At 31.8% G+C, this 22,826-nt stretch carries 26 protein-coding genes; 13 read left to right on the top strand and 13 right to left on the bottom strand.

All coding sequences use genetic code 11. The annotated features are described in order from the left end of the window. The first annotated feature begins 153 nt into the window (after positions 1-153). The gene (locus tag B0A68_RS18610) at positions 154-1,140 is read left to right on the top strand and encodes a sensor histidine kinase (RefSeq protein ID WP_240475241.1); all 987 of its coding nucleotides are present in this window, start codon (positions 154-156) and stop codon (positions 1,138-1,140) included. 66 nt (positions 1,141-1,206) lie between these two features. Here B0A68_RS18610 and B0A68_RS18605 read toward each other — a convergent pair whose 3' ends face one another. From B0A68_RS18605 to B0A68_RS18590, 4 genes are all read right to left on the bottom strand, one after another. Continuing rightward, the gene (locus B0A68_RS18605) at positions 1,207-1,614 is read right to left on the bottom strand and encodes a hypothetical protein (protein ID WP_035683750.1); all 408 of its coding nucleotides are present in this window, start codon (positions 1,612-1,614) and stop codon (positions 1,207-1,209) included. 71 nt (positions 1,615-1,685) lie between these two features. Continuing rightward, positions 1,686-2,672, bottom strand: a complete 987-nt coding sequence (locus B0A68_RS18600) for an aldo/keto reductase (RefSeq protein WP_035683748.1) — start codon at positions 2,670-2,672, stop codon at positions 1,686-1,688. 129 nt (positions 2,673-2,801) lie between these two features. Further along, entirely contained in the window at positions 2,802-3,689 is an 888-nt protein-coding gene (gene cysM, locus B0A68_RS18595) for a cysteine synthase CysM (protein ID WP_035683745.1), read from the bottom strand. Position 3,690: 1 nt separating this feature from the next. Further along, complete coding sequence (locus tag B0A68_RS18590; protein WP_035683742.1) at positions 3,691-4,482, bottom strand: serine O-acetyltransferase; 792 nt, start codon at positions 4,480-4,482, stop codon at positions 3,691-3,693. Between the two features lie 195 nt (positions 4,483-4,677). Between B0A68_RS18590 and B0A68_RS18585 the strand changes: the two genes are divergently transcribed. Beyond that, positions 4,678-5,379 (top strand): DUF1003 domain-containing protein, encoded by a 702-nt coding sequence (locus B0A68_RS18585; RefSeq protein ID WP_035683740.1) that lies wholly within the window; start codon positions 4,678-4,680, stop codon positions 5,377-5,379. A gap of 13 nt (positions 5,380-5,392) precedes the next feature. On the opposite strand, the gene B0A68_RS18580 is transcribed toward B0A68_RS18585, so the two are convergent. Next, a complete protein-coding gene (locus B0A68_RS18580) occupies positions 5,393-5,659 on the bottom strand; it encodes a DUF2752 domain-containing protein (RefSeq protein WP_240475277.1) in 267 nt (88 codons plus the stop codon). A 120-nt stretch (positions 5,660-5,779) separates the two neighbouring features. On the opposite strand from B0A68_RS18580, the gene B0A68_RS18575 reads away from it, so the two are divergent. Together B0A68_RS18575 and B0A68_RS18570 are read left to right on the top strand one after the other, a co-directional pair. Next, entirely contained in the window at positions 5,780-5,965 is a 186-nt protein-coding gene (locus B0A68_RS18575) for a hypothetical protein (protein WP_035683737.1), read from the top strand. After that, positions 5,955-6,506: a Smr/MutS family protein gene (locus B0A68_RS18570; protein ID WP_035683736.1), complete on the top strand. Its 552-nt coding sequence runs from the start codon at positions 5,955-5,957 to the stop codon at positions 6,504-6,506. Before B0A68_RS18575 ends, B0A68_RS18570 begins: the two co-directional genes overlap by 11 nt. A 142-nt stretch (positions 6,507-6,648) precedes the next feature. On the opposite strand, the gene B0A68_RS18565 is transcribed toward B0A68_RS18570, so the two are convergent. Then, complete coding sequence (locus tag B0A68_RS18565; protein ID WP_051892548.1) at positions 6,649-7,641, bottom strand: hypothetical protein; 993 nt, start codon at positions 7,639-7,641, stop codon at positions 6,649-6,651. An 87-nt stretch (positions 7,642-7,728) separates the two neighbouring features. On the opposite strand from B0A68_RS18565, the gene B0A68_RS18560 reads away from it, so the two are divergent. Continuing rightward, complete coding sequence (locus B0A68_RS18560) at positions 7,729-8,853, top strand: cysteine desulfurase family protein (protein WP_035683735.1); 1,125 nt, start codon at positions 7,729-7,731, stop codon at positions 8,851-8,853. Between the two features lie 68 nt (positions 8,854-8,921). Here B0A68_RS18560 and B0A68_RS18555 read toward each other — a convergent pair whose 3' ends face one another. Beyond that, positions 8,922-9,494: an L-threonylcarbamoyladenylate synthase gene (locus B0A68_RS18555; protein WP_035683734.1), complete on the bottom strand. Its 573-nt coding sequence runs from the start codon at positions 9,492-9,494 to the stop codon at positions 8,922-8,924. A gap of 55 nt (positions 9,495-9,549) precedes the next feature. Beyond that, positions 9,550-10,626 carry a DegT/DnrJ/EryC1/StrS family aminotransferase gene (locus tag B0A68_RS18550; protein ID WP_035683732.1) on the bottom strand — a complete coding sequence of 359 codons (1,077 nt, stop codon included), beginning with the start codon at positions 10,624-10,626 and terminating at the stop codon, positions 9,550-9,552. A 240-nt stretch (positions 10,627-10,866) separates the two neighbouring features. On the opposite strand from B0A68_RS18550, the gene B0A68_RS18545 reads away from it, so the two are divergent. The 7 genes from B0A68_RS18545 to B0A68_RS18515 are packed head-to-tail and all read left to right on the top strand — an operon-like array spanning position 10,867 to position 16,806. Further along, complete coding sequence (locus tag B0A68_RS18545) at positions 10,867-11,097, top strand: phosphopantetheine-binding protein (RefSeq protein ID WP_035683730.1); 231 nt, start codon at positions 10,867-10,869, stop codon at positions 11,095-11,097. A 5-nt stretch (positions 11,098-11,102) separates the two neighbouring features. Then, on the top strand, positions 11,103-12,155 hold the full coding sequence (locus B0A68_RS18540; RefSeq protein ID WP_035683729.1) for a 3-oxoacyl-ACP synthase III family protein: 1,053 nt from the start codon (positions 11,103-11,105) through the stop codon (positions 12,153-12,155). A gap of 1 nt (position 12,156) precedes the next feature. Further along, positions 12,157-12,894 (top strand): SDR family NAD(P)-dependent oxidoreductase, encoded by a 738-nt coding sequence (locus B0A68_RS18535; RefSeq protein WP_035683728.1) that lies wholly within the window; start codon positions 12,157-12,159, stop codon positions 12,892-12,894. A 5-nt stretch (positions 12,895-12,899) separates the two neighbouring features. Continuing rightward, on the top strand, positions 12,900-13,988 hold the full coding sequence (locus tag B0A68_RS18530; RefSeq protein ID WP_051892546.1) for an aromatic ring-hydroxylating oxygenase subunit alpha: 1,089 nt from the start codon (positions 12,900-12,902) through the stop codon (positions 13,986-13,988). Then, positions 13,978-14,988 (top strand): 3-oxoacyl-ACP synthase III family protein, encoded by a 1,011-nt coding sequence (locus B0A68_RS18525; protein ID WP_035683727.1) that lies wholly within the window; start codon positions 13,978-13,980, stop codon positions 14,986-14,988. The genes B0A68_RS18530 and B0A68_RS18525 overlap by 11 nt, the downstream gene beginning before the upstream one ends. Further along, complete coding sequence (locus B0A68_RS18520; protein WP_035683726.1) at positions 14,988-15,623, top strand: PglD-related sugar-binding protein; 636 nt, start codon at positions 14,988-14,990, stop codon at positions 15,621-15,623. Before B0A68_RS18525 ends, B0A68_RS18520 begins: the two co-directional genes overlap by 1 nt. Before the next feature lie 10 nt (positions 15,624-15,633). After that, positions 15,634-16,806, top strand: a complete 1,173-nt coding sequence (locus B0A68_RS18515) for a glycosyltransferase (RefSeq protein WP_123947526.1) — start codon at positions 15,634-15,636, stop codon at positions 16,804-16,806. A gap of 206 nt (positions 16,807-17,012) precedes the next feature. Here the strand turns inward: B0A68_RS18515 and B0A68_RS18510 are convergent, their stop codons facing one another. The 4 genes from B0A68_RS18510 to B0A68_RS18495 all read right to left on the bottom strand — a co-directional run bounded on the left by B0A68_RS18510 (position 17,013) and on the right by B0A68_RS18495 (position 21,109). Continuing rightward, complete coding sequence (locus tag B0A68_RS18510; protein WP_051892544.1) at positions 17,013-17,831, bottom strand: glycosyltransferase; 819 nt, start codon at positions 17,829-17,831, stop codon at positions 17,013-17,015. 10 nt (positions 17,832-17,841) lie between these two features. Further along, positions 17,842-18,807 (bottom strand): hypothetical protein, encoded by a 966-nt coding sequence (locus B0A68_RS18505; protein ID WP_123947525.1) that lies wholly within the window; start codon positions 18,805-18,807, stop codon positions 17,842-17,844. A gap of 2 nt (positions 18,808-18,809) precedes the next feature. Beyond that, positions 18,810-19,769 carry a CgeB family protein gene (locus tag B0A68_RS18500; RefSeq protein ID WP_035683721.1) on the bottom strand — a complete coding sequence of 320 codons (960 nt, stop codon included), beginning with the start codon at positions 19,767-19,769 and terminating at the stop codon, positions 18,810-18,812. A gap of 236 nt (positions 19,770-20,005) precedes the next feature. Continuing rightward, positions 20,006-21,109 carry a glycosyltransferase family 4 protein gene (locus B0A68_RS18495; RefSeq protein ID WP_035683719.1) on the bottom strand — a complete coding sequence of 368 codons (1,104 nt, stop codon included), beginning with the start codon at positions 21,107-21,109 and terminating at the stop codon, positions 20,006-20,008. 179 nt (positions 21,110-21,288) lie between these two features. Here B0A68_RS18495 and B0A68_RS18490 point away from each other — a divergent pair, with 179 nt between their 5' ends. Then, positions 21,289-22,056, top strand: coding sequence for a hypothetical protein (locus B0A68_RS18490; protein WP_035683717.1), 768 nt, complete (start codon positions 21,289-21,291; stop codon positions 22,054-22,056). Here the strand turns inward: B0A68_RS18490 and B0A68_RS18485 are convergent. Then, the gene (locus tag B0A68_RS18485; RefSeq protein WP_035683715.1) at positions 22,025-22,822 is read right to left on the bottom strand and encodes a glycosyltransferase family 2 protein; all 798 of its coding nucleotides are present in this window, start codon (positions 22,820-22,822) and stop codon (positions 22,025-22,027) included. The two genes, B0A68_RS18490 and B0A68_RS18485, sit on opposite strands and share 32 nt — an antisense overlap. Positions 22,823-22,826 lie beyond the last annotated feature (4 nt).

The raw sequence follows: 22,826 nt of genomic DNA, 5'->3' as shown, positions 1-22,826 counted from the left end.
GTAGATCAATTAACCTCAAAAGTTGACTATGTTTGTGTAATAAAATCAAAAAAAGACATTTTTTAACCTACTAATTGTTGATTTTTTTTTATGCAGCTCTATCACAAACTATCGCAAATTAGCTTTCTCAAAAAAAGTTATGCATTCAAATTTTTGTTTGTTGCATTTATAGGCATTCATATTCCCTTGATCGGAATTTTATTTTTTGTTCTTTACTTTAAAAATGATATTTCTTCTACATCAATTTTAGTTTTTGCACTAATAATGACACTGCTGGCAACGGCATTGACACTTTTGGTTCTTCATAAACTGATAAAACCTATTGCGGTTGCATCAAAATCATTAGATGATTACAGAAATTTTAGAAAATTGTCTTTATTACCAACCGAATATACAGACGAAGCTGGTTTGTTGATGTGTAATATTCAGGAATCTATTTTTGAAGCCGAGAGTTTTATAAACGAAAAACAAGATCTGATTTATATGCTTTCGCATGATTTGAAAAATTTTGCCGGAAATCCGCAGGGTCTTGCAAAATTAATTATCAGCGAAAATCCTTCAGAGTCGATAACTAGCATGGCAGAATTAATCTGCGAATCGACCAATCTGCAATTTAGATACATTGACAATTTTATTAAATTATTAAATGAACAGGATAAGGTTGTAAAAGCCAATTTTGAAGTTAAAACTATTGTGTTTCCTAATATTCTGCCTTTTATTAATGAACAAGTAGAACAACGCTTATTGGATAAAAATATAAAACTAAGCATGAGCTTAGAACTTGTAGAAGCTAATCTTAGAATTGACGAAGGTTTATTGGTTCAGGTTTTGGTTAATTTGATCAGCAATGCTATAAAATTTTCTTATTTTGACAGTGAAATTAAAGTTAGAATCTTTAACGAAAAAGGAATTATAAAAATTACAGTTGCAGACAAAGGCGTAGGTTTTGATAAACATCAGATCGAAGAATTGTTTAAAAAATTTACCAAAATGAGCCGTGTAGGAACTGCAAATGAATCTTCTACAGGAATAGGTTTGTATCTATGTAAAAAGATCATCGAAAAAAATAAAGGCAGATTGACCGCAGCAAGCGATGGTAAAAATAAAGGTGCTGAATTTAGAATTGAATTTGATCAATAAATACTTTTTTTACATTCATATTATTAAGAAGTCTATGTAATAATATGAATGTAAAAGAAACATATTTTAGGAAATAAGATCGCCAAAAATTAATTTTGGTTTTCCATCTACACATTCTACATTAGTTGGTGGTGCTTTCCATTGGCAGACATCATTTAAAATTCCCCATTTTATGTAAAAAGAATTTTTAGCCTTCCCATAATTCTCAATCTTTTTTTGAAGGATGCTTAAATCTATTTTTTTTGAATAAGCAATATATCCTGCATTTCCTCCACATGAATTATTTTGTGATTGTATAAAACCCCATTCTTCAGGATTACTGCAAGGTGTAGAGTTGATCTGAGTGTAAGCGACAATGTCATCGTACATTTTATCCAGTCTTGCGGAATCTTCTTCCATCGTGCTTTCGTTGTCATTGCTGCACGATGCAAATGCAAAACAAATTGCTAATAATATAAAACTTAATTTTTTCATGGTTAATGATGTAATGGTTAGTTTTATATAAGAGTGAAAAAGTTTAAAAAGGTTGCGTTGCCAAACTTAAACTACCACAGCTGATGTACTGAAGGCTTTATATATTCTTCATAAATGTGATTCATAGCCGAAATCTTCTCGGGACTTAATTCTGGCAAATCATAAACCGATAAATTAGATTTAACATGGCTTTCTGTAGAAGCACCCGGAATAATACAGCTGATATCTTCAAAACTCAAAATCCACTGTAAAGCAAGTGGTGCAAGATTTTCTGTTTCGGGGAATAATGCTTTTAAAGCTTCGACAGCTTTTAATCCTAATTCATAATCAATACCAGAAAAAGTTTCGCCTTTATCAAAAGCATCTCCGTTACGATTAAAGTTGCGATGATCCTGCGTATCAAAGATTGTTTTCGAATCAAATTTACCTGTTAAAAGTCCGCTTGCGAGAGGAACTCTGGCAATAATTCCGATATCTTTTTTTCTGGCTTCGGAGAAAAATAATTGTGATGGACGCTGACGAAATAAATTGAAAATAATCTGAACCGTAGTTACATTTGAATATTCAATAGCTTTTAGAGCTTCTTCTACTTTTTCTACACTTACGCCTAGATTTAAAATTTTGCCCTGATCTTTTAAGCGATCAAACATTTCAAAAATTTCAGGTCTGTAGTAAACTTCGGTCGGAGGACAGTGCAGCTGAATTAAATCCAGCGTTTCTAAATTCATTCTTCTTAAACTGTCTTCGACATATTTTTGAAGCACTTTTGGCTGATAACCTTCATTAACATGCGGATTTATATGACGCCCGCATTTTGTAGCTACATAAATACGTTCAGAACGAGAACGAACAACTCTTCCAACAGCGGTTTCACTTAATCCGTTTTCATAAACATCGGCAGTATCAATAAAATTAACGCCGTTGTCTATTGCAGTATTCAAAAGTTCGTCTGCTGTTTTATCATTAAAAACAGATCCCCACTTTCCTCCAACCTGCCAAGTGCCAAGTGATATTTCTGAAATATTAAAATTGGTTTTTCCAAGTTTTCTGTAGTTCATTTTTTTAAGGTGCTAAGTTGCTAAGGTTCTGAGTTACTAAGTTTTTTTTGTTGTTGTGAGTTCTCAGGTGCTAAGATTTTATTCAGAGTCTAAAAAAAACTTAGAGCCTTAGCACCTCAGTATCTTTTATCAGTCAAACAAATCCGAAGATAAATAACGATCACCGCGATCGCAGATGATTGCTACAACTACGCCAGATTCTAATTGTTCTGCAATTTTTAAAGCTACGGCGACAGAGCCTCCGCTGCTCATTCCTGCAAAAACGCCTTCTTCTAGTGCTAATCTTTTTGTCATCTCTCTTGCTTCTTCTTCACTAATATCTACAACTGTATCTACTTTTGAAGCATCGAAAATCTTCGGTAAATATTCCTGAGGCCATTTTCGGATTCCCGGAATCTGAGATCCATCGCTAGGCTGTGCACCTACAATTTGAATGTTTGGATTTTTTTCTTTTAAATAAGTCGAAGTACCAATGATAGTTCCTGTAGTTCCCATTGCCGAAACAAAATGTGTTACAGATCCTTCGGTATCATTCCAGATTTCTGGTCCGGTTGTTTTATAATGTGCTTTCCAATTGTCCTCGTTGGCAAACTGATTCAGCATCAGATAACCTCCTTCCGCTACTTTCTTGTCGGCATAATCTCTAGATCCGATAATTCCGTCTTCTGCAGGCGTTAGAATAACTGTGGCGCCATAAGCACGCATAGTCTGGGTACGTTCTTTAGTAGAATCTTCTGGTAATACCAATTCTATTTCTATCTGAAATAACTGTGCAATCATAGCCAGTGCAATTCCGGTATTGCCGCTTGTTGCTTCAATTAATTTATCTCCTTTTTTTATTTCGCCTCTTTCCAGCGCTGCGACAATCATATTATAAGCTGCTCTGTCTTTTACACTGCCTCCCGGATTGTTTCCTTCGAGTTTAAGTAAAAGCTTCACGTTTTTATTTTTAACCAGATTGACGGTTTCCATCAATGGAGTATTTCCAATTAGGTTTATCAGTTTCTGTGGACTCATATTATTTTTTTTCTTTTATTTTAACTTCAGTCGTGGTAGTATTGGTTACAATAGAATTTTCCGGAATCGATTTTGTAATCCATGCATTTCCTCCAACTATACTGTTTTTTCCGATAATGGTGCCTCCGCCCAAAATAGTAGCATTAGCATAAATACAGACATTGGCTTCTACAGTCGGATGCCTTTTTGCATTTTTCATTTCCTTACTCACACTCAAAGCTCCTAAAGTTACACCTTGGTAAATTTTTACATGTTTTTTAATAACCGTTGTTTCGCCAATTACAATTCCGGTTGCGTGATCTATAAAGAACGGCGAAGCAATGTCTGCACCTGCGTGAATGTCTGTTCCTGTAATTCTATGCGCATACTCGCTCATTAATCTCGAAAACAATAATAAGTCAAGGAGGTAAAGCTCATGGCTTAATCTGTAGATAGCAATGGCGTAAAAACCGGGATAACCTAAATAAACTTCATCGATACTGTTAGATGCTGGGTCATTTTCTAAAATATAAGCAGCATCCTCGTTAAGTTTTTCTAAAACAGCAGGTAATTTTTCCAGGAATCTGTCCCAAATAGATTCACATAAGTTTTCTGGTTTTTGGCATGCTAAAACAGCAATTTCCTTAAAGCGTATTTCAAGTTCATTAATGCTTTCGTCCAATACTGCATTAGAGTCAAAAAGGGTGTAAAAAAGCTTCTCTGTAAAGTCTTCTGTTTTGGTTTTTATGCCGTAATTTATATTAGAATGGCTCTTTAAAGCTTTAATATTTTGTATGATGGAATTTCTCGTCACAATCGTATAAAATGAATGGATAATTTAAAACGCTAAAATTAAGTTGTTTTTTATAAATACGACCATCAATTAACTAAAGATATTTTGTTTTGAGAATTCTATTTGTGATAAATAAAAGAAATCTAACGAGTTAGGTATTATTTTATTCGTACGAGGTTAAAATGCGTAAATTAGCCTGTAAAATTTACAAAAAAAATGAAAAATAATTTGACTTTTAAAAGTGCTATTTCTGATCAGTCTTTCCCCGAAAGTGAGAAGATATGCGGAAATTCTATTCATGATCCAATTTTGGGATTAATTATTAAAGATTTTCCATCTTTTTGTGATGAAGATTGTATTGGTGTGCAGGAGCTAAATGTGTACCGACAAAAATATGTTTCTAATTATTTGTCTGCAGAAATTGGAGCATTATCAGATTTAGAACAAAATGTGGTTTCATCTTTAAAAGAAGATAAATCGATTGTAAGTATTGTGGAAGATGAGGAAGAGGTGAGGAATTTTGGTCAAAAAATAGCAGATAAAGTCGCTGATTTTGGAGGAAGCTGGACTTTTATTATTTCGTTTGTTGTTTTTATAGTAATTTGGATTGGCTCAAATGTATATATTTTGACCAATAAAGGATTTGATCCCTACCCATTTATACTGCTCAATTTGATATTGTCCTGCGTTGCCGCTTTGCAGGCTCCGGTAATTATGATGAGTCAGAATCGTCAGGAAGAAAAAGACAGAAGTCGTGCTAAAAAAGATTATATGATCAATCTGAAATCTGAATTAGAGATAAGAATGATTCATGATAAAATCGATCATTTAATTATGCATCAGCAGCAGGAATTAATAGAAATACAGAAAGTACAAATCGAAATGATGAATGATATTTTAGATCAGATCAAGAAATAATCTGGTGTAGAAATCAAAGATAAAAGTGTTTATAATAATAGCCGCCGAGCATAAAAAGGATATTTATAAACGCAGTTCTCCAAATTATTTTTTGATAGTTTTTGGACTTATCTAAAAAGTGAAGTGCTGCAAATCCGAAAAATAATAAGGTAGAAAAAACAGCCGGATACATCTTAAAAGAGGCTGAAAAATCACCTTGAAAAAGTAGGATTAAAGAGCGCTGAAAACCGCATCCTAAACACTCAATTCCGAACAGTTTTTTGAACAAGCACGGAATCATAAATTTCTCTAAACTCACTTTGATTATTTTTTACAATTTACAAAAAAACGAAACAATAAAGATAGAAATAAGAAGTACTGTTTTAAAGTTTCTTATTTTTGAAATCCTAAGAATAAAAAAATGAAAACTTTAAAAATCATAATAATGATACTTGCTATTTCGGTGGCGTTATACGAGCAGGTGTCTGAACAGAAAAATGTATATATTACCGTAATTGCTATTGTAGTTTTTATGTTTGGAATGATGCAGCTCAGTGCAAAAACGCCCAGTAAAAATCAAGATAAAGAAGATAACGATGCTGAATAAAGGAGATAAGGTTTCTGTTTTAGACGAAGCCATAAACGGAACAGTAGTTTCTGTGAAAAACAAAGAAGTTTTGATCGAAACTGAGGATGGTTTTATGATGACATTTTTTGTCAATGAACTGCTTAAGATTCAAGACTCCAGTAATTTAATGAATTCTATTAAAAGAATTAATTTAGATGAAATCGTAAAAGAGAAAACGGAACCAAAACCAAGGAGTTTTGTAAAAGAACGCAAAGACAAACGCGAAATAGCTGCTCCGGAATTTGATTTGCACATAGAAAAACTTGTGCCAAATAAGCGCGGTATGTCTAATTATGATATCTTAACACTGCAGACCGAAACGGCAAAAAGACACATCGAATTTGCAATTAGAAACCGGATTCCGAAAATCGTTTTTATACATGGTGTCGGCGAAGGAATTCTAAAAGCAGAACTTGACTTTTTATTGGGACGTTATGACGGAATAGATTTTCAGGATGCCAATTATCAAAAATACGGCTTGGGTGCGACAGAAGTTTATATTAGACAGAACAATAAATAGAATATTTTTTCGATCCTATTTTTTCGTTATAAAGCATAAAAAAACATCCGTTTTTCTCACTGATTACATTTTGAATCAGTATCGAAAAACGGACGTTTTTTTGTAGGAATTTAAAATTTATTTTCAGTAAAAACGCATCAGTTTATTGTGCTGTTTTAGTTATCGTTCCTAAGACAAAATTATTACCCAGTTTAAATTTACTATTCTCTTTTTGTACCACTACGTTTCTAAGTACTATGGCATGAAAATAGATCTGAGCATTTTTTGTTGTTGTAACTTCAATTGTTCCTTTTACATTTTCATAAACCGGAAGTCCTTTCCACTCTTCTCCTATAGTTGGCGTAGTTGCTCTGGTAGGGCAGAAATAGTTATTTGTAATAGTACCGCTTCCAGCTTCTGCTGTTCTGTAAAACACTTTATTATTTCCAGAAGTAGTAATATCATAAGTTCTTGGTTTACCAGTTTCAGTTTCAACATTTACTAACATATCATCAGAAATATTCTCAATCATAATATAAAATGAATTGTTATAATTGTAGATTTCTTTTCTTTCGGCACAATTATAAGCTACATTGATATCGTTAAATGTTAGGTTAGCAGGCGTTATTGTAGTTTTGTAAGTTCCGAAATTATATTGTTCATTTGTTTGTGATCCCGAAGGTCTAAGAAATGTTATATCGTTAAGGAAAATGGTATGAGAATATCCTGTAACTCGCGTACTTCCCTCGATTGGACCGTCGCCTATAGTTGTCGTTGACTGAATTTTAATTTTTCCGCCTGTTGCAATCCATTCTTCTGTTACTTTAGGTGTACTTGGAGGTATTGTACTGCATAAATTGTCGGTTGCAACTGCACCATCATAAGCTCTGTACAAAAGACGGTATGAAGTATTGTTAATGTCATAAGTATACGTACTGTCATTCTCTATTAATCCGCTGCCTATCGGCATTTGCAATAAAAATGCTTCTCGATCTTTAAGTTTATAAATTAAGCTGTTGCCTGAAGTAGTCCCTGTAGGTATACCACAGCTTGCAGGTTCTACAGAAGCAAAATCAATTGTATCTACTACTAAATCACCATCGTCGCACCCATTTAGTAACAGCGCGAACAATAGAAGGCTTGCATATTTTTTCATCTTAAATTTATTTGGGGTCAAAAATAGTGAAAAATTTGGCAAATGATATTTAAGATTTCATAATTGATATTTCATAACTTTGCATTAATGAAAAAAGTATACCTAGATAATGCCTCTACAACTGCCATGCGACCAGAAGTGATCCAAGAGATGACTAAAATTATGGCAGAAGATTTTGGTAATCCGTCTTCTACACATAGTTTTGGCAGAAATGGCAGAACAATTTTAGAACTTTCCAGAAAAAGTATTGCTAAGCATTTAAATTGTACAGCTCAGGAAATTATTTTTACTTCTGGAGGAACAGAAGCAGATAATTGGATTCTCCGCTCTGCAGTAGAAGATCTTAAAGTGGAGCGTATTATTACTTCTAGAATAGAACATCATGCAGTATTATATGCTTCTTTGGCTTTAGAATCAGATTACAATATTCAGATTGATTATGTCGATATAAAACCTGACGGATCAATTGATTTAACACATCTGTCTAATTTATTGTCTGACGAAAAAAAGACAATAGTAAGTTTAATGCATGTTAATAACGAAACAGGAACAATTTTAGATCTGGACAGAGTAAGTACTATTTGTAAACAGTATAACGCATTATTTCATTCTGACACAATACAATCTGTAGGGAAAACAGAAATAGATCTGCAAACTACTCCGGTTGACTTTATTGTGGCAAGTGCACATAAATTTCACGGTCCAAAAGGTGTTGGTTTTGCTTTTATTCGAAAAAACTCAGGATTACAGCCTCTAATTTTTGGCGGAGAACAGGAAAAAGGCCTTCGTGCAGGAACAGAAGCAGTGCATCAAATTGCTGGTATGTCTAAAGCTTTAACGCTGTCTTACGAAAATCTAGATCAGGAAAGAGACTATATTTTCGATTTAAAAATGTATTTGATCGAACAGCTTGAAATTAATTTTCCTGGTTTCAGAATCAACGGAAAAAAAGATGATTTTTACAATATTATCAATATTATACTGCCTTTTTCATCAGATAAAACTTCGATGCTTTTGTTTAGCTTAGATATGAAAGGGATTGCGGTTTCAAGAGGAAGCGCCTGCCAGTCTGGAAGTATAAAACCATCTCATGTGCTTAAGGAAATGCTTTCTGAAGAAGACTTGAAGCTGCCAAATCTTAGAATTTCATTCAGCCATTACAACACAAAAGAAGATATTGACTGGCTTATTCAAGGTTTAAAAACAATTTGAAGATAATTGACAATTAACAATTGACAATTAACAATTGACAATTATCAATTATGAATTATCAATTGAATTTATTTACGGATCACTTTGACTTGAGAATCGTTTGTTAATTTGATAATTGTAGAAGGTTTTCCGGCTATTTTATCCTGATTTAATTTTACAACATAGTCAACACCTTTTATAATTTCTGGACTAATGTCTTTGAAAGCAATAGGAGTGGGCTGACCAGAAATATTTGCAGATGTAGAAACCAAAGGTTTTTTCATTCTTTCCATCAGTTTAAAACAAAACGGTTCCTTAACAAGTCTGATTCCAAGAGATTTATCAGCAGCGATAATATTGGGTGCAACATTTCGTGCATCGTCCAGAATCAAAGTTGTTGGTTTTTCAGATAAATCTAAAATCTGCCAAGCCACTTCTGGAATGTTTTTAAAAACATTATACATCATTTTTTCACCATTCATCAAAACAATCATACTTTGTGTTTCTGCACGCTGTTTGAGTTTGTAAATTTTAGCAACCGCTTCTGCATTTGTAGCATCACAGCCAATTCCCCAAACAGTATCGGTTGGATAAAGTATAATACCGCCTTCTTTGATAACTTCGTAGGCGTTTGCGATTTCTTGGTTGATATCTTGACTCATAATAGTAAATTTTATTTGATAAAAAACTCAGTAAATATTTAAAATTTATTGATTATTAAGATGTTAGTCTGTTTATGATTGTTGTGATTCTTTCTAAATCTTCTGAGGAAAGACCAACATATAAAGGCAGACAAACTATTCTTGATGCAATAGATTCAGATACTGGCATTGTATTGCTGCTTATGTAATTTATGGTATTTAATGAAGGATAAAAATAACGTCTTGGAAAAATATTTTCTTTCCCTAATGCTTCCTGAACACGCAGTAAAGTTTCCTCTGAATCAAAGATTAAAGGATAATAACTGTAATTCCATTCTGTATTTTCTCTTATTTTTAAAGTCTTAAGATTTTTAAAATTCAAATTAGTGTTATAAAAATCAGTTACCTTTTTTCTCTCCGTAATAATATGCTCCATATAAGGAAAAAGTGCTAATCCCATAGCAGACTGCAGTTCTGAAATTTTAGCATTTACTCCAAGCCCGTGAAATTCTAACGGACCGTTATGTCCAAAATTATGACTGTAAAATAATTGATGCTGTGTTTCTTCGTCATTGCAGAACATGGCACCGCCTTCTCCGGTATGAAATAATTTTGTAGCATGAAAACTGCAAGTGCTTACATCACCAAATTTAAAAACAGATTCGTTATTGTAGGTAACGCCAAAACAATGCGCCGCGTCATAAATAACCTTTATATTATGTTTTTTTGCAATAACTTCTATAGCGGTAACAGCACACGGATTTCCAAAGACATGAGTTGCCAGAATCGCAGTTGTTTTTGGAGTTATTGCAGCTTCAATTTTAGTTTCATCTATCGTTAGATGTTCCGGGTCAATATCTACAAAAACTGGTGTACAATTTTCCCAGACTATTGCTGCAGATGTCGCTACATAAGAAAATGGTGTAGTTATTATTTCTCCTCCTTTACCAAATAATTTTAATGCAATCTGCAAAGGCATTGTACCGTTATTAGTAATGGTAATATAAGGAACGTTTAAATAATTTTTAAGTTTATCTTCGAGTTCTAATGTTAGTTCACCGCGATTTGTAAGCCAAGCTTTGTCCCATGCACGCTGCAGATAAGAATTATATTCTTCTTGTGGAGGTAAAAAGGTTTTGGTTACTGGAATCATTTAATTATGGATTTAGTGCGTTTAATTAATCTTTGAGGGTAAACAATTGTTATATTTGCGGGGTAAAAATAACAAAAGAATGCTGATTAATCAGCATAAGGAGGAATTATATAAAATTGAATACCTTGATTCTCTGAAAGACAATATTTTAAGAATATTTTTTATTGAATTAAATAAATTGCTTCATTTGATTTTTATATAAAACAGGCTTAATAAACTCAAAACAAATTTAATAATACTATGGAAATCAACACTTTTTTGAAAAATTTTGCAGATATATTAGAAGATACAGATGCAGCATTAATTCAACAAGAAACTGTTTTTAGAGATTTAGATGAATGGGATTCGTTGATAGCTTTGTCATTAATTGCAATGGCAGACGAAGAATACTCAGTAAAATTGACAGGAGATGATATTAAATCTTCAAATTCATTAAATGATATCTTTGAAATAATCAAAAATAAAGCATAATTAAAATGGCTGTTTTTTCGGTAAATAATATTGCAATAAAAGGTATATCATGCTGTGTTCCAAAACAAACAGAACGCAATATTGATTTAGATATATTGACACAAGAAGAAGTTCGGAAATTTATTGATGTAACCGGAGTCGAAGAACGCCGAATTGCAGCTGATGAAATCTGCACTACTGATTTATGCTGTGAAGCAGCCGAAAAATTAATTAAAGAACTCAATTGGCAGAAAGAAGAGATAGAAATATTAGTTTTTGTTTCTCAGACTTCCGATTATATTTTGCCTATTTCTGCTGCAATACTTCAGGATAGATTAGGATTGTCTACAAATTGTATTGCTTTTGATGTGCCTTTAGGATGTTCTGGTTATGTTTATGGTTTGTCTATTTTGTCAGGAATGATGCAGACAACAGGAATAAAAAAAGGATTATTGCTGGCAGGAGATACAATAAGCAAAATCATTTCTAAAACAGACAAAAGCACACTTCCTCTTTTTGGCGATGCAGGATCTGCAACGGCTCTCGAATTTGCTGCAAATGCACAATTGTCTTTTGATTTAGGTTCTGATGGATCGGGTTATAAAACAATAATTGTTCCCGACGGAGGATCAAGAAATAGAATCAACAATGATTCATTGAAAGTTCAAACCATAGAAAAAGGTATTGAAAGAAGTGCCTGCGATCTGGTTTTGGATGGTATGGATGTTTTTAGTTTTGGAATAACTCAAGGTCCAAAAACAGTCAATAAATTAATTGAAGCGTTTGAAATTGACAAAGATCAGGTTGACTATTTTGTTTTTCATCAGGCTAATATGATGATGAACAAAATGATTGCAAAAAAATTAAAACTTCCGATAGAAAAAGTTCCTTATTCCTTAAAAAATTTCGGAAATACTTCTTCCGCAACGATCCCTTTAACTATAGTTTCTGAAATAAAAGAAGCCGTTTTAAATAAGCCGTCAAATCTAATCATGTGCGGATTTGGAGTTGGTTTGTCATGGGGCACAATGTTCGCAAAAGATTGTAAAATAGAGTGTTTAGAATTAATAGAAGTTTAATATGATTACATTACAAGATAAAAATATATTGGTTACAGGTGCTTCTTCGGGAATAGGAAGACAAATTGCCATTACGGCTTCTGAGTTGGGCGCAAAACTTACTATTATTGGAAGAAACATCCAAAAACTTGAAGAAACATTGGCTTTATTAGCAGGTGACGGCCATAAAATATATGTTATCGATTTATCTGATGCTGCAAATTTGACCTCATTAATTAGTGAAAGTACTGCTTATGATGGTGTTGTTTTTAATGCAGGTGTAGTAGAATATTTGCCAGTTAAATTCTTAAATGAAAATAAAATAAATTCGGTTTTTGCCACAAATTTTGATAGTAATGTAGTTTTGAGTCAAAAACTAATGAAAAACAAATTATTGAAAAAAGGAGGATCGCTCGTTTTTGTTTCTTCTATTTCTTCAAAATTGGGAGTTCCGGGTACTGCAATGTATACCGCATCTAAAGCTGCATTAAGTGCTTTTTCAAAAGTTTTAGCTTCAGAATTAGCTTCACAAGGCATACGATGCAATAGTGTGAGTCCTGGAATTATCAAAACAGCAATGACAGAACAAGCAGCTCACGTCGTTTCTGATGAAGAATTAAAAAAGGCAGAAGCAGAATATCCTTTAGGATATGGACAGCCAGAAGATGTTGCAGGATTAATCATGTATTTACTCAGCGATATAAGTAAATGGATGACAGGATCAGATTTAGTTATTGACGGAGGATTTACACTGAAATAAAAAATATGAATTCAAATATACCCGCTGTACATTATTATGACAATGATATTTTTGCTCAGGAAAGCAATATGTTGTTTAATAAAGTGTGGCATTTTGTTGGGTTTAGATCTGATTTTGAGAATGACAATGATTTTGTGACGGTTAAAATTTCAGGCAAACCAATTGTTATTCAGAACGTAAGGGGGAATATTAAGGCTTTTCTGAATGTCTGTTCGCATCGATTTTCTATAATTCAGCAGGAGCAGTCGGGCAATAGACCGTTAATGTGCCCGTATCACGGCTGGGCATATGATAAAGATGGAATTCCGAGTGGAATTCCGAAAAAACCATTATTCAAGAAATTTTCAAAAGAAGAACTTTGCGAAATGAAACTGAAAGAATTTCAAGTTTCTTTTTGTGGTAATTTATGTTTTATTTCCATAAACGAAAATATCGAACCGCTGGAAGACTTTATTGGAGTTTTTTATAATGAATTAAAAGAAATGTCTTTGTCTTTAGGGACAAGGCTGGATATTAATTCAATGGAAATAAAAGCAAATTGGAAAGTTATTGTAGAAAACACATTAGAAAGTTATCATGTAGGTTTGGTTCATGCAGAAACCTTAGCAAAACTTGAACCTTCAGGTTTAGATTTTGAATTTGATGCGCAAAACTCAAGCTGGACAAGTGACTTAAATATTGTAAAAGATAAAGGAGTTTATAAAAAAATAAATTCACATTTCCTGCCTAGAAATTATGATATTGGAGGTTATAAGCACATACTTATTTTCCCTAATTTATTAATATCGACTACACATGGAATATCATTTAATTATTCTGTTATAGAGCCAATAACTTCTGATATTTCAAGATTTACAAGCCACGTTTTTACAACAGCAACAGAAAATCCTGCCGAAAAAACTGTTTTAATTAAAGGTTTTGAAGAATCATTAATCAATTTCAACAGACAAGTATTTGATGAAGATAAAACAGTTTGCCAGCTGGTTCAAGAAGGCGTAAGACATACCAATTTGTCAGGAAAACTTTCTGATGAAGAAGAGCGTGTGCATCATTTTCAGAAAACATATTTAAAATTTTTACAGCATGAAAGCTAATATTCAAGCTATTTCCTATTACCTGCCTGAAGAAATTTTATCTAATGATTTGATTAATCAGGAATTTCCGGAATGGGATATCGAAAAAATCAGTTCTAAAACTGGAATCAATTCAAGACATATAAGTGCCAAAGATGAGTTTTCATCGGATATGGCCGTAAAAGCAGCAGAAAAATTATTTAAGGAACATAATATTGATCGTTCAAAAATAGATTTTTTATTATTCTGTACACAAAGTCCAGATTATTTCCTGCCTACAACAGCCTGTATTATTCAGGAAAAATTAGGTTTGGAAACCACCACAGGAGCATTAGATTATAATCTGGGATGTTCTGGTTTCGTGTATGGTTTAAGTTTAGCAAAAGGTTTGATTGCCGGAGAAATGGCAAAAAACATCTTGCTGATTACTTCAGAGACATATTCAAAATTTATACATCCGAAAGATAAAAGCAATAAAACTATTTTTGGAGATGCGGCCGCTGCGACACTAATATCTGCCGAAAAAGGTTTTTGTTCTATTGGTAATTTTGTTTTTGGAACTGACGGTAAAGGCGCTGAAAACTTAATCGTGAAACAAGGTGGCATGCGTTTTCCTGTTTTAGAAGATAATGAAGACATTAAAGATGAATTTGGAAACGTTCGAAACGATAAAAATTTGTTTATGAACGGAAGCGAAATCTTTAATTTTACAGGAGAATTTGTTCCAATACTAATAAAAGGAATGCTGGAAAAAGCAAATTTAGATCAGGATCAAATTGATTTATTTGTTTTTCATCAGGCCAATAAATACATGCTGAATTATTTAAGAAAGAAAATAAAAATTCCGGAAGAGAAATTCTATATCAGTATGGAGAATTGTGGTAATACGGTTTCTTCTACCATACCAATTGCATTGTACGAAGCATTAAAAGAAGGTAAATTAGAAAATTTACAGCATCTAATTCTGGCAGGTTTTGGAGTCGGATATTCCTGGGCAGCCTGCAATTTAACCATAGAATAATGAAGAACTTAATTATAATAGGAGCAAGAGGTTACGGCCGTGAGGTTTATAATCTGGCATTGCAGTGTGCGGGATATCAAAAAGACTTTACAGTAAAAGGTTTTTTGGATGATAAAGCAGATGCTCTGGATGGCTTTGAGAACTATCCTGAAATTATTGGCAATGTTGAAGATTATACAATTCAGGAAAACGATGTTTTTTGCTGTGCTCTGGGAAGTGTAAAATGGAAAAAACACTACATCGAGCTGATAGAAAGCAAAAACGGAACCTTTATTAATTTAATACATCCTACAGTAATCATTCATTCTAATGTAAAGCTTGGTAACGGATTAATTGCGTTTATGTATTCTAATATTAGTAACGATTGCACGATAGGAAATTATGTAACCATTCAGGGATTTGTTGCTATTGGTCATGATTCTAAAATCGGAAAATGGTCGCACCTTAATGCTTATAGTTTTACAGGTGGTTTTGCAGTTCTGGAAGAAGAAGTTACTTTAAATACTAGATCTACTATTTTACCAAATATTACAGTTAGGAAAGGAGCTGTTGTGGGTGCTGCAAGTTTAGTGATAAAAAATGTAAAAGAAAATACTACTGTTTTTGGAGTTCCTGCAAGAAAAATAGAATTTTAAATTGATTCATTTGGAGAATAAGAAGAATATTTTAATGGTATGTTCCTGGCTTGATTATAAATTAAGATTAGGAAGTTTTTTTATGGATCAGGCATTATTACTAAGTGAGGATTTTAACTTTACTCTTGTAAACTTCAGGCCGGTTAAATTTAAAATTAAAAATTTCAAGAAAATATATAAAATAGAAAAAGATATTCATGAGAATAAGATAACGCTGTTGTATATATATTATCCGGTATTTAAGCTTTTTAAAAATAATTACTTTCTAAAATTAATCGAAAGAAAAGCGTTTAGGATTTTAAATAACTATTTGAAGAAAAATAATATTTCTGTTGATTTGCTCCATGCCCAAAGTATTTACGATGCGGCATTTTGGACTTTAAGTTATCACGAAGAATATAAAATTCCGTTTTTAATAACAGAACACAATCAGTTCACCTTAAAAAAAGTAAACAGGCAAAAGATAAAAAAGCTTGATGCAATATTCTCAAAATCAAAATTTAATTTGGTTGTAAGCGACGATTTGATCAGGCAGTTTGCAAATAATCACTTCTTTGGAGAATTTGTAAATGTTGGTAATACAGTTGATGAAACACTATTTAACCACAAAAATAAAACACAAAGCGACTATTTCGAAATCTTAACAGTTGGCGCATATACACCTGTAAAAGATCAAATTACGACTTTAAAAGCTTTGAAAGTTATAGATAATTTAAACAATCAAAAAATTAAATTTACCTGGATCGGGATTAACGCGTGGGGAACAGATTTTCAAGAAGAAGTCAATGAATTAATTTCGAGTTTTGACTTTAAAAATATTCAAATAGAAATAGTAAAAATAGCTTCAAAAACAGAGATTGTTTCGGCGCTGCAAAAAGCAGATGTTTTTGTTTTTACAAGTATCTGCGAAACTTTTGGAGTTTCTCCTCTAGAGGCTTTATTTGTGGGAGTTCCTGTTGTTACAACACAATGCGGCGGCATAAATGAATTTATGAATGATAGAAACGGAGTTGTTGTGCCCGTTAAAGATTTTAATGCAGTTGCCGAGAATGTAATTAAAATTATAAATAAAGAATTGCAGTTTGATTCTGAATTAATATCCAAAGAAGCAATTGATAAATTCGGATCGAATGCATTTAAGGAAAAAATGATTCCGCTTTATAAGCAGGCATTAGAGCAGTAAAATTAAGAATGAATTTACCGCAAAGTACGTTAAGATTTTTTATAAGAGTGGTTTAAAAAAAACAAAAGTTCGCAAAGCCTTGTGTTGATCTTGCTTTGCGAACTTGTGTTTTCGATGGTAAAGTAAAATTAAACCTTAGCTTACTTTGCGTTTAAAATTAATATGACTTCACTTTGTATCTCTTTTAAATTCTGCCAAAACTGAAATCATCTATAGAAAAATCGTTTTATTTTGTATATCTTTTTTTTGAAAAACGACATATCTTTTGATTGAATTTTTTCTATTTGTCTATGAATTATCTTTTGAATATCTGAATCAAAATAGGTTTTTAGTTTTTCCAGAAATTTGATAATTATAATTCTTTGCTCTGCATCTTTTTTAGAAGACCAATACGATGTATTGTGAATTCTGTATACAGCCATAAGTTGATCTATGTATTTGATTTTTCCATGCTTTGCATTAAGCATATGAAGAAAATAATCGCCAATTGGTGCTGATGAAAAATATTCTGGTAATGCTCCAAAAAGGTTATTTCGATACACTACACTTGGTGTATGAATGTAATTATTTTTTGCAAGTTCCTTAATAGTGGTGACTTCTGGAATTTTCTTTTTTCGATTATCTTCCTTAAGCTCTCCTTCATTGAGCAGATAAACATTATGAAAGCAAATACTAAAATCAGGATTTGCTTCTAAGAAATCTGTCTGAATTTGCAGTTTAGTATCATCGCACCAATAATCGTCGCCTTCGCATAACGCAACATATTTTCCGGCGGCTTTATTTAATGCAGAAACCGTATTAGGCATCATGCCTAGATTGGTTTCATGATTTGTATATTTTACTTTATGTGCATTTGGGTTATCAGCCAATATTTCTTTAATAACAGCATCGGTGTCATCTGTAGATTTATCATTTGAAATAATGAGTTCAAACTCAAAATTGGTTTTTTGAGAAAGAATACTTTCTACAGCTTGTTTTATGTACCTAGAGTGGTTATAGGTAATCATTACAACACTTACAAACATATCTGGACTGTTATTTATTACTAAAAAGCTTTTTTACATCTTCAATCATTCTTTCCTTTTCAGTCATAACAAATGCTCTGAAATCGGAGAATTCTGTAAAAACTTCGTCATAATTATTCATTGTATGATTAATTAATTCGATTACTTTTTCAGTCTGAACATCATCAGCATGCAATTTATATTTTTCTGGAATTCCCAAATCTTCTTTAAATGCAGAAGTTCCGTCGCGACCCGTCAGAAGACAGATTCCCGATACCAGACCTTCTCTCGGAATTTTGTCTCGGCCCGGAAAATAACCAAAATCAATATGAAGTTTGGCTTTACGCAGGGTATCTCTCATTTCTTCCCTCGTCATTCCAGACAATGGCGTCCATTTGTATTGAGGAAGAAGAGTCATGTATTTCTCAATCTTATCCAGTCCTTTTTTTGGATTATAAGTAATAATATTTTCCTTCTGAAAAGATTCAGGAAGATCCTCAAAGAAAAGTTCTGTAACGTAATCGCATAAATAAGCAATTTCGTTATCTAATTTCTTTGTCAATAAAAATTCTTTTGTTCGTTGAGACTGATACCAGTGTGTAACCGTTTTATTAGGTTCAAATCTGTATTCAGTATGTTTAAAAGGAACAACTAATTTTCTAATCCAGTTTTTTTTCTTTTCTCGGCTGTTCATCAGAATTTCGTAAAAATCCAGACTCAGCCACCATATTTTTTTTTCTGCCAGCGGGTATTTTGCAATAAGATTAGTCATTGATTCCGGAAGTATCATCACGTTATCAGCGCTGTCTTTTACCTTCATTACATAAGGAACATTATATCTTTTATAAAAAGGATGGATGGGATCTTTTTTATATTTTGAGTATAGCATTTTTGCGTTATATCCTAACGAATTCAGGATATATCCTAATTGATGCAATGCTTCTGGTCCTCCGGTAGCTTTTTTTGGAGGACAGAGAATATATATGTTTTGTGGCATAATCATTTTAGGGTATTATATATTACATTTTCAATCCAGCCTTCTAAGGTGTATTTTTTGAAAATGTCTTCTGGTAATTTTTCATATTCTTTATCAAAAAAAGACACAGGTATATTAGGATTTTTTTCGTCAATCACGAGAATGTTATTTGGATTGTAAAAATCATAATTTACTATGTCAGCATTTGTAGTAATCAGTTTTTTTTGAAGACCAATACTCTCAAAAACTCTAAATGTAAGTCCGTTTTGACTTTTTCTATTGATATCCAGCAAAACCTGAGAGCGGTTATTATATTCGTTAATTTCAGACAGAGGAATATGATTTGTTATATATTCAATAGCTGAAGTTCTTCTTTGAAACTTTTTATCATAAACAAATATCTTCTGACTGATATTTTTAGATTTTAAATCAGCCGCAATTCTTGCAAGAATAGGAAGTCTCTTGTCTTTAGAAATGATATTAAAAACCTTATATTCAAATGGTTTTTCGTTTTTAACACATACCGAATTGTAAATCCAATTTGTAGCAAATTTTAAATTATACTTTTTGCAGTCTTCTTTTTCAAAAGAAAAAACTTCATCAAAATGCGGCATTACACGAATAATTTTAGGACAGCGAATCGTATTGTCGTTAAAATAAGCAATTGTTTTTTTTCCGTATTTTTTGAATTCCTGAATGCTTTTAGGGTCAATAAAATCTCCTTTAATAACCAATATCAAATCCTGAGTCTGTTTTACTTCTTTAAGATTCTCAATGATTTTTTTTCCAAAATAAATTGTCTTAAGATTCTTTTTAAGAAATGTTTTTAGGAATAAATTGTAAGCTCTAAAAAGTAAGTTGGGATATTTGAACTCGTATTTATTAAAATTTATATGGTGTACATTATGGCCCTGCTGTTCTAAGGTAGTTGCAATGTGGTTATTGAATCCCCAATTGTCAAGGCTTACTAATGTAATATGCATAATGTTCTTGTTATTCAAATTTAAAGCGAAATTAAGGAAAATTTAACAATATAAACCGCTTTGTCAAGCAAGAATTAGTTTTTATGTTTTTTTAAATTTTTTGATTCAAAACTCCAGCATATTGTTGAAATATTGATTTCGTAAAACGTACTAAATGCTTGTAATTAAGGTTTATGATCTAATTTTTAATATGTATTAGTATTGTTTTTTAGTTCTTTAAATATAATTAAAAAATACTAAACAGCTAAATTTTTATATTCTTTGAGCATGTTTTGTGCCATAGTAGAAGCTAAAAAGCTAGACATTAATTTTTTATAAGACAGGTCTGTAAAATTGTTTATTGATATTTGATCGTTTGAAAGCGATACAATTTTTTTAGACATCAATTCAGGGTTATGTCTTGGAGTCAGCAGACCGTTTATTTCATCTTCAATTATTTCTGGAATTCCTCCAACATCTGTACTTATAACGGGTCTTTTGTGATAAAAACTTTCAAATATAACTTCTGGGATTCCTTCACTTTGAGAAGTCATTAAAAAGATATCAAATTGTGGAATATAGTTTGACGCGTTCAGCGTATAACCAAGAAATTGTACGTGATTTTCTAATTTAAGTTCTACAATTTTATTGATCAAATCATCGGTCCTGTCTGTAAAAGTTCCAATTTGTATAAAGTAAAAGTTCTTTAAATTTAACTTATTAATAATATGATCTACTATTTCTACAAATGTTTCAAGGTTTTTGGCTCTGATATGGTTGCCAATATTCCCAATTATAGTTTTAGACGGGTCGATTGCAAACTTTTCTCTTAAATTAAAAAGTGTTTCAGAATTTTTATTTAACAATGAAGTTCCGTGGTAAATTGTAACAAGCTTGTTTTTATCCTCAATTGATTTTTCACAAATTCTCTTAGTCTCATTAGAAACGCAGAATATTTTTTTAATTTTTGGATAATTATATTTATAAAGAGTAAGTTTTTTATGCTTGATTTCAAACGATGTTTTTTTACTAAATATAAAGGGAGGCAGCTTGTATAATTTATCGGCAATTATTGATAAAGCAATTGCCGATGGATCATGAATATGAATGACGTCTGGTTTGTACTTTTTAGCAATTTGAATTAATTTTAGTGAAAATCTAAAATCTAAATTATACGCCAGCGGAGCAGTTTCAAAAGTAATATCTGTTTTTTTTAGACGCTCATGAAAAGGTCTGTCTTTTACACATAAAATAATATTTTTGACTTCTGGATTAGATTCTTTTAGTTCAAAACATAAAGTTTCAATATGGTTTTCTCCACCTCCCCAGTTTTTTACAGCAGATACGTGTATAATTGTCATTTTGTAAATAGTATTTTTTTGTTATATACAGTCTTTTTTAGTTAAAAGTTAGCAGATTAAACCACATTCTTTGAGTAAATTAAAAAAACGATTATTTTGGTGTTATTTTTTTACGAAAATACAATAATAATTTGAAGTTTTAAATCCTATATGTATTTTTGTGTTTATAAAACCTCGCTATGAATTTTAAAGTAAATCCAATTTTCGAAAATAATACTCCGTTAATTCTTGATAAAATCAAACAGTTTAATTCTTCGGGAGAGCTCTTTGGAAATGGCGATCGAAACAAAATAAAGCTGTTCGATTTAAATGGAAAAACTATAAATATAAAATCATTTAAGATTCCCAATTTGATCAATAAAATAGCATATCGTTATTTTAGAAAATCTAAAGCAAAGCGTTCTTTTGAATATGCTACTCTTTTATTACAAAAGGGAATTGGAACACCGGCTCCAATTGCATTTCTTGAAAATTTTAATGCTGTTGGTTTAAAAGACAGTTATTATGCGAGCGAACATTTAATTACAGAATTGACGTATAGAGAGTTGGTCGAGATTCCAGATTATCCCGATCATAATTCTATTTTAAGACAATTTACCCAATTTACTTTTGATCTTCATCAAAAAGGAGTAGAGTTTTTAGATCATTCGCCTGGAAATACTTTGATTAAAAAAGTAAATGACGGTAAATATGATTTCTTTTTGGTTGATTTAAACCGAATGAATTTTCATGAAAATATGAATTTTGAGCAGAGAATGGCTAATTTTAGACGATTAACTCCGCAAAAAGAAATGATTAGAGTTATGAGTAATGAATATTCAAAATTCTATACAGCAAAAACTGAAGCTGAAATTTTTGAAACTATGTGGCAGGCAACTGAAAACTTTCAAGAAGAATTTTTTAGAAAAAAAAGACTTAAGAAGAAATTGAAATTTTGGAAATCTTAACTTCTTTTCTTATTTTTTTTAATTCCTCAAAGCGAACTGCAATACTTAAAGCATTTAGATAACAGATTATTATTCCCTTTCTGCCATCTAAAAAACCTAGTCTAAAGATATACTGATAAAGGAATTTGTATGCCGGCCGAATGTAAAAATGGAAAAAGTTTGGATTAGTCTTTTTTTCAAACTCTTCCTGTGCTTTTAACTGGCCGTAAAAAATCATTTTTTGCTTGTAATTATTGTAATCAGTGTAAGAATAATGAATAAGCTTATTCTTTAGTTTTGCAGTTTCTCCGTTTACAATGAGTTTTTCGTGCACGATTTTTTCGCGATTATACGAGGCATTTTCTTTTTTAAAAAGGCGAATGATTTTATCAGTCTGCCAGCCGCTGAAATTTAGTTTTTGGTTTTTAAACATAAACTTGCGGCGCATAAAATAAGCAGCTGCACTGTCTTTTTGATTGATCACAGAAATAATCTCTTTTTCTAATTTAGATGTAAGTCTTTCGTCTGCATCAATAAAAAGAATCCATTTGTTTGAGGCTAAACTTAAAGCATAATTTCGCTGAAAAGCAAAATTATCAAAAGTACGCTGTACTACTTTTACATTTTTAAAAGAAGAGGCTATTTCAAAAGTTTTATCAGAACTACAAGAATCCAATACGATAATTTCGTCTGCAAAAGACAGATTTTCAAGAACAGATTTTATATTATGTTCTTCATTGTGAGTAATTAGCAATGCTGTTAAAAGCTGTTTTTCTGCAGAAATCATTTTA

The organism is Flavobacterium reichenbachii, from assembly GCF_002217435.1.
GTDB lineage: Bacteria > Bacteroidota > Bacteroidia > Flavobacteriales > Flavobacteriaceae > Flavobacterium > Flavobacterium reichenbachii.
This window is presented reverse-complemented; position numbering and strand designations above follow the sequence as displayed.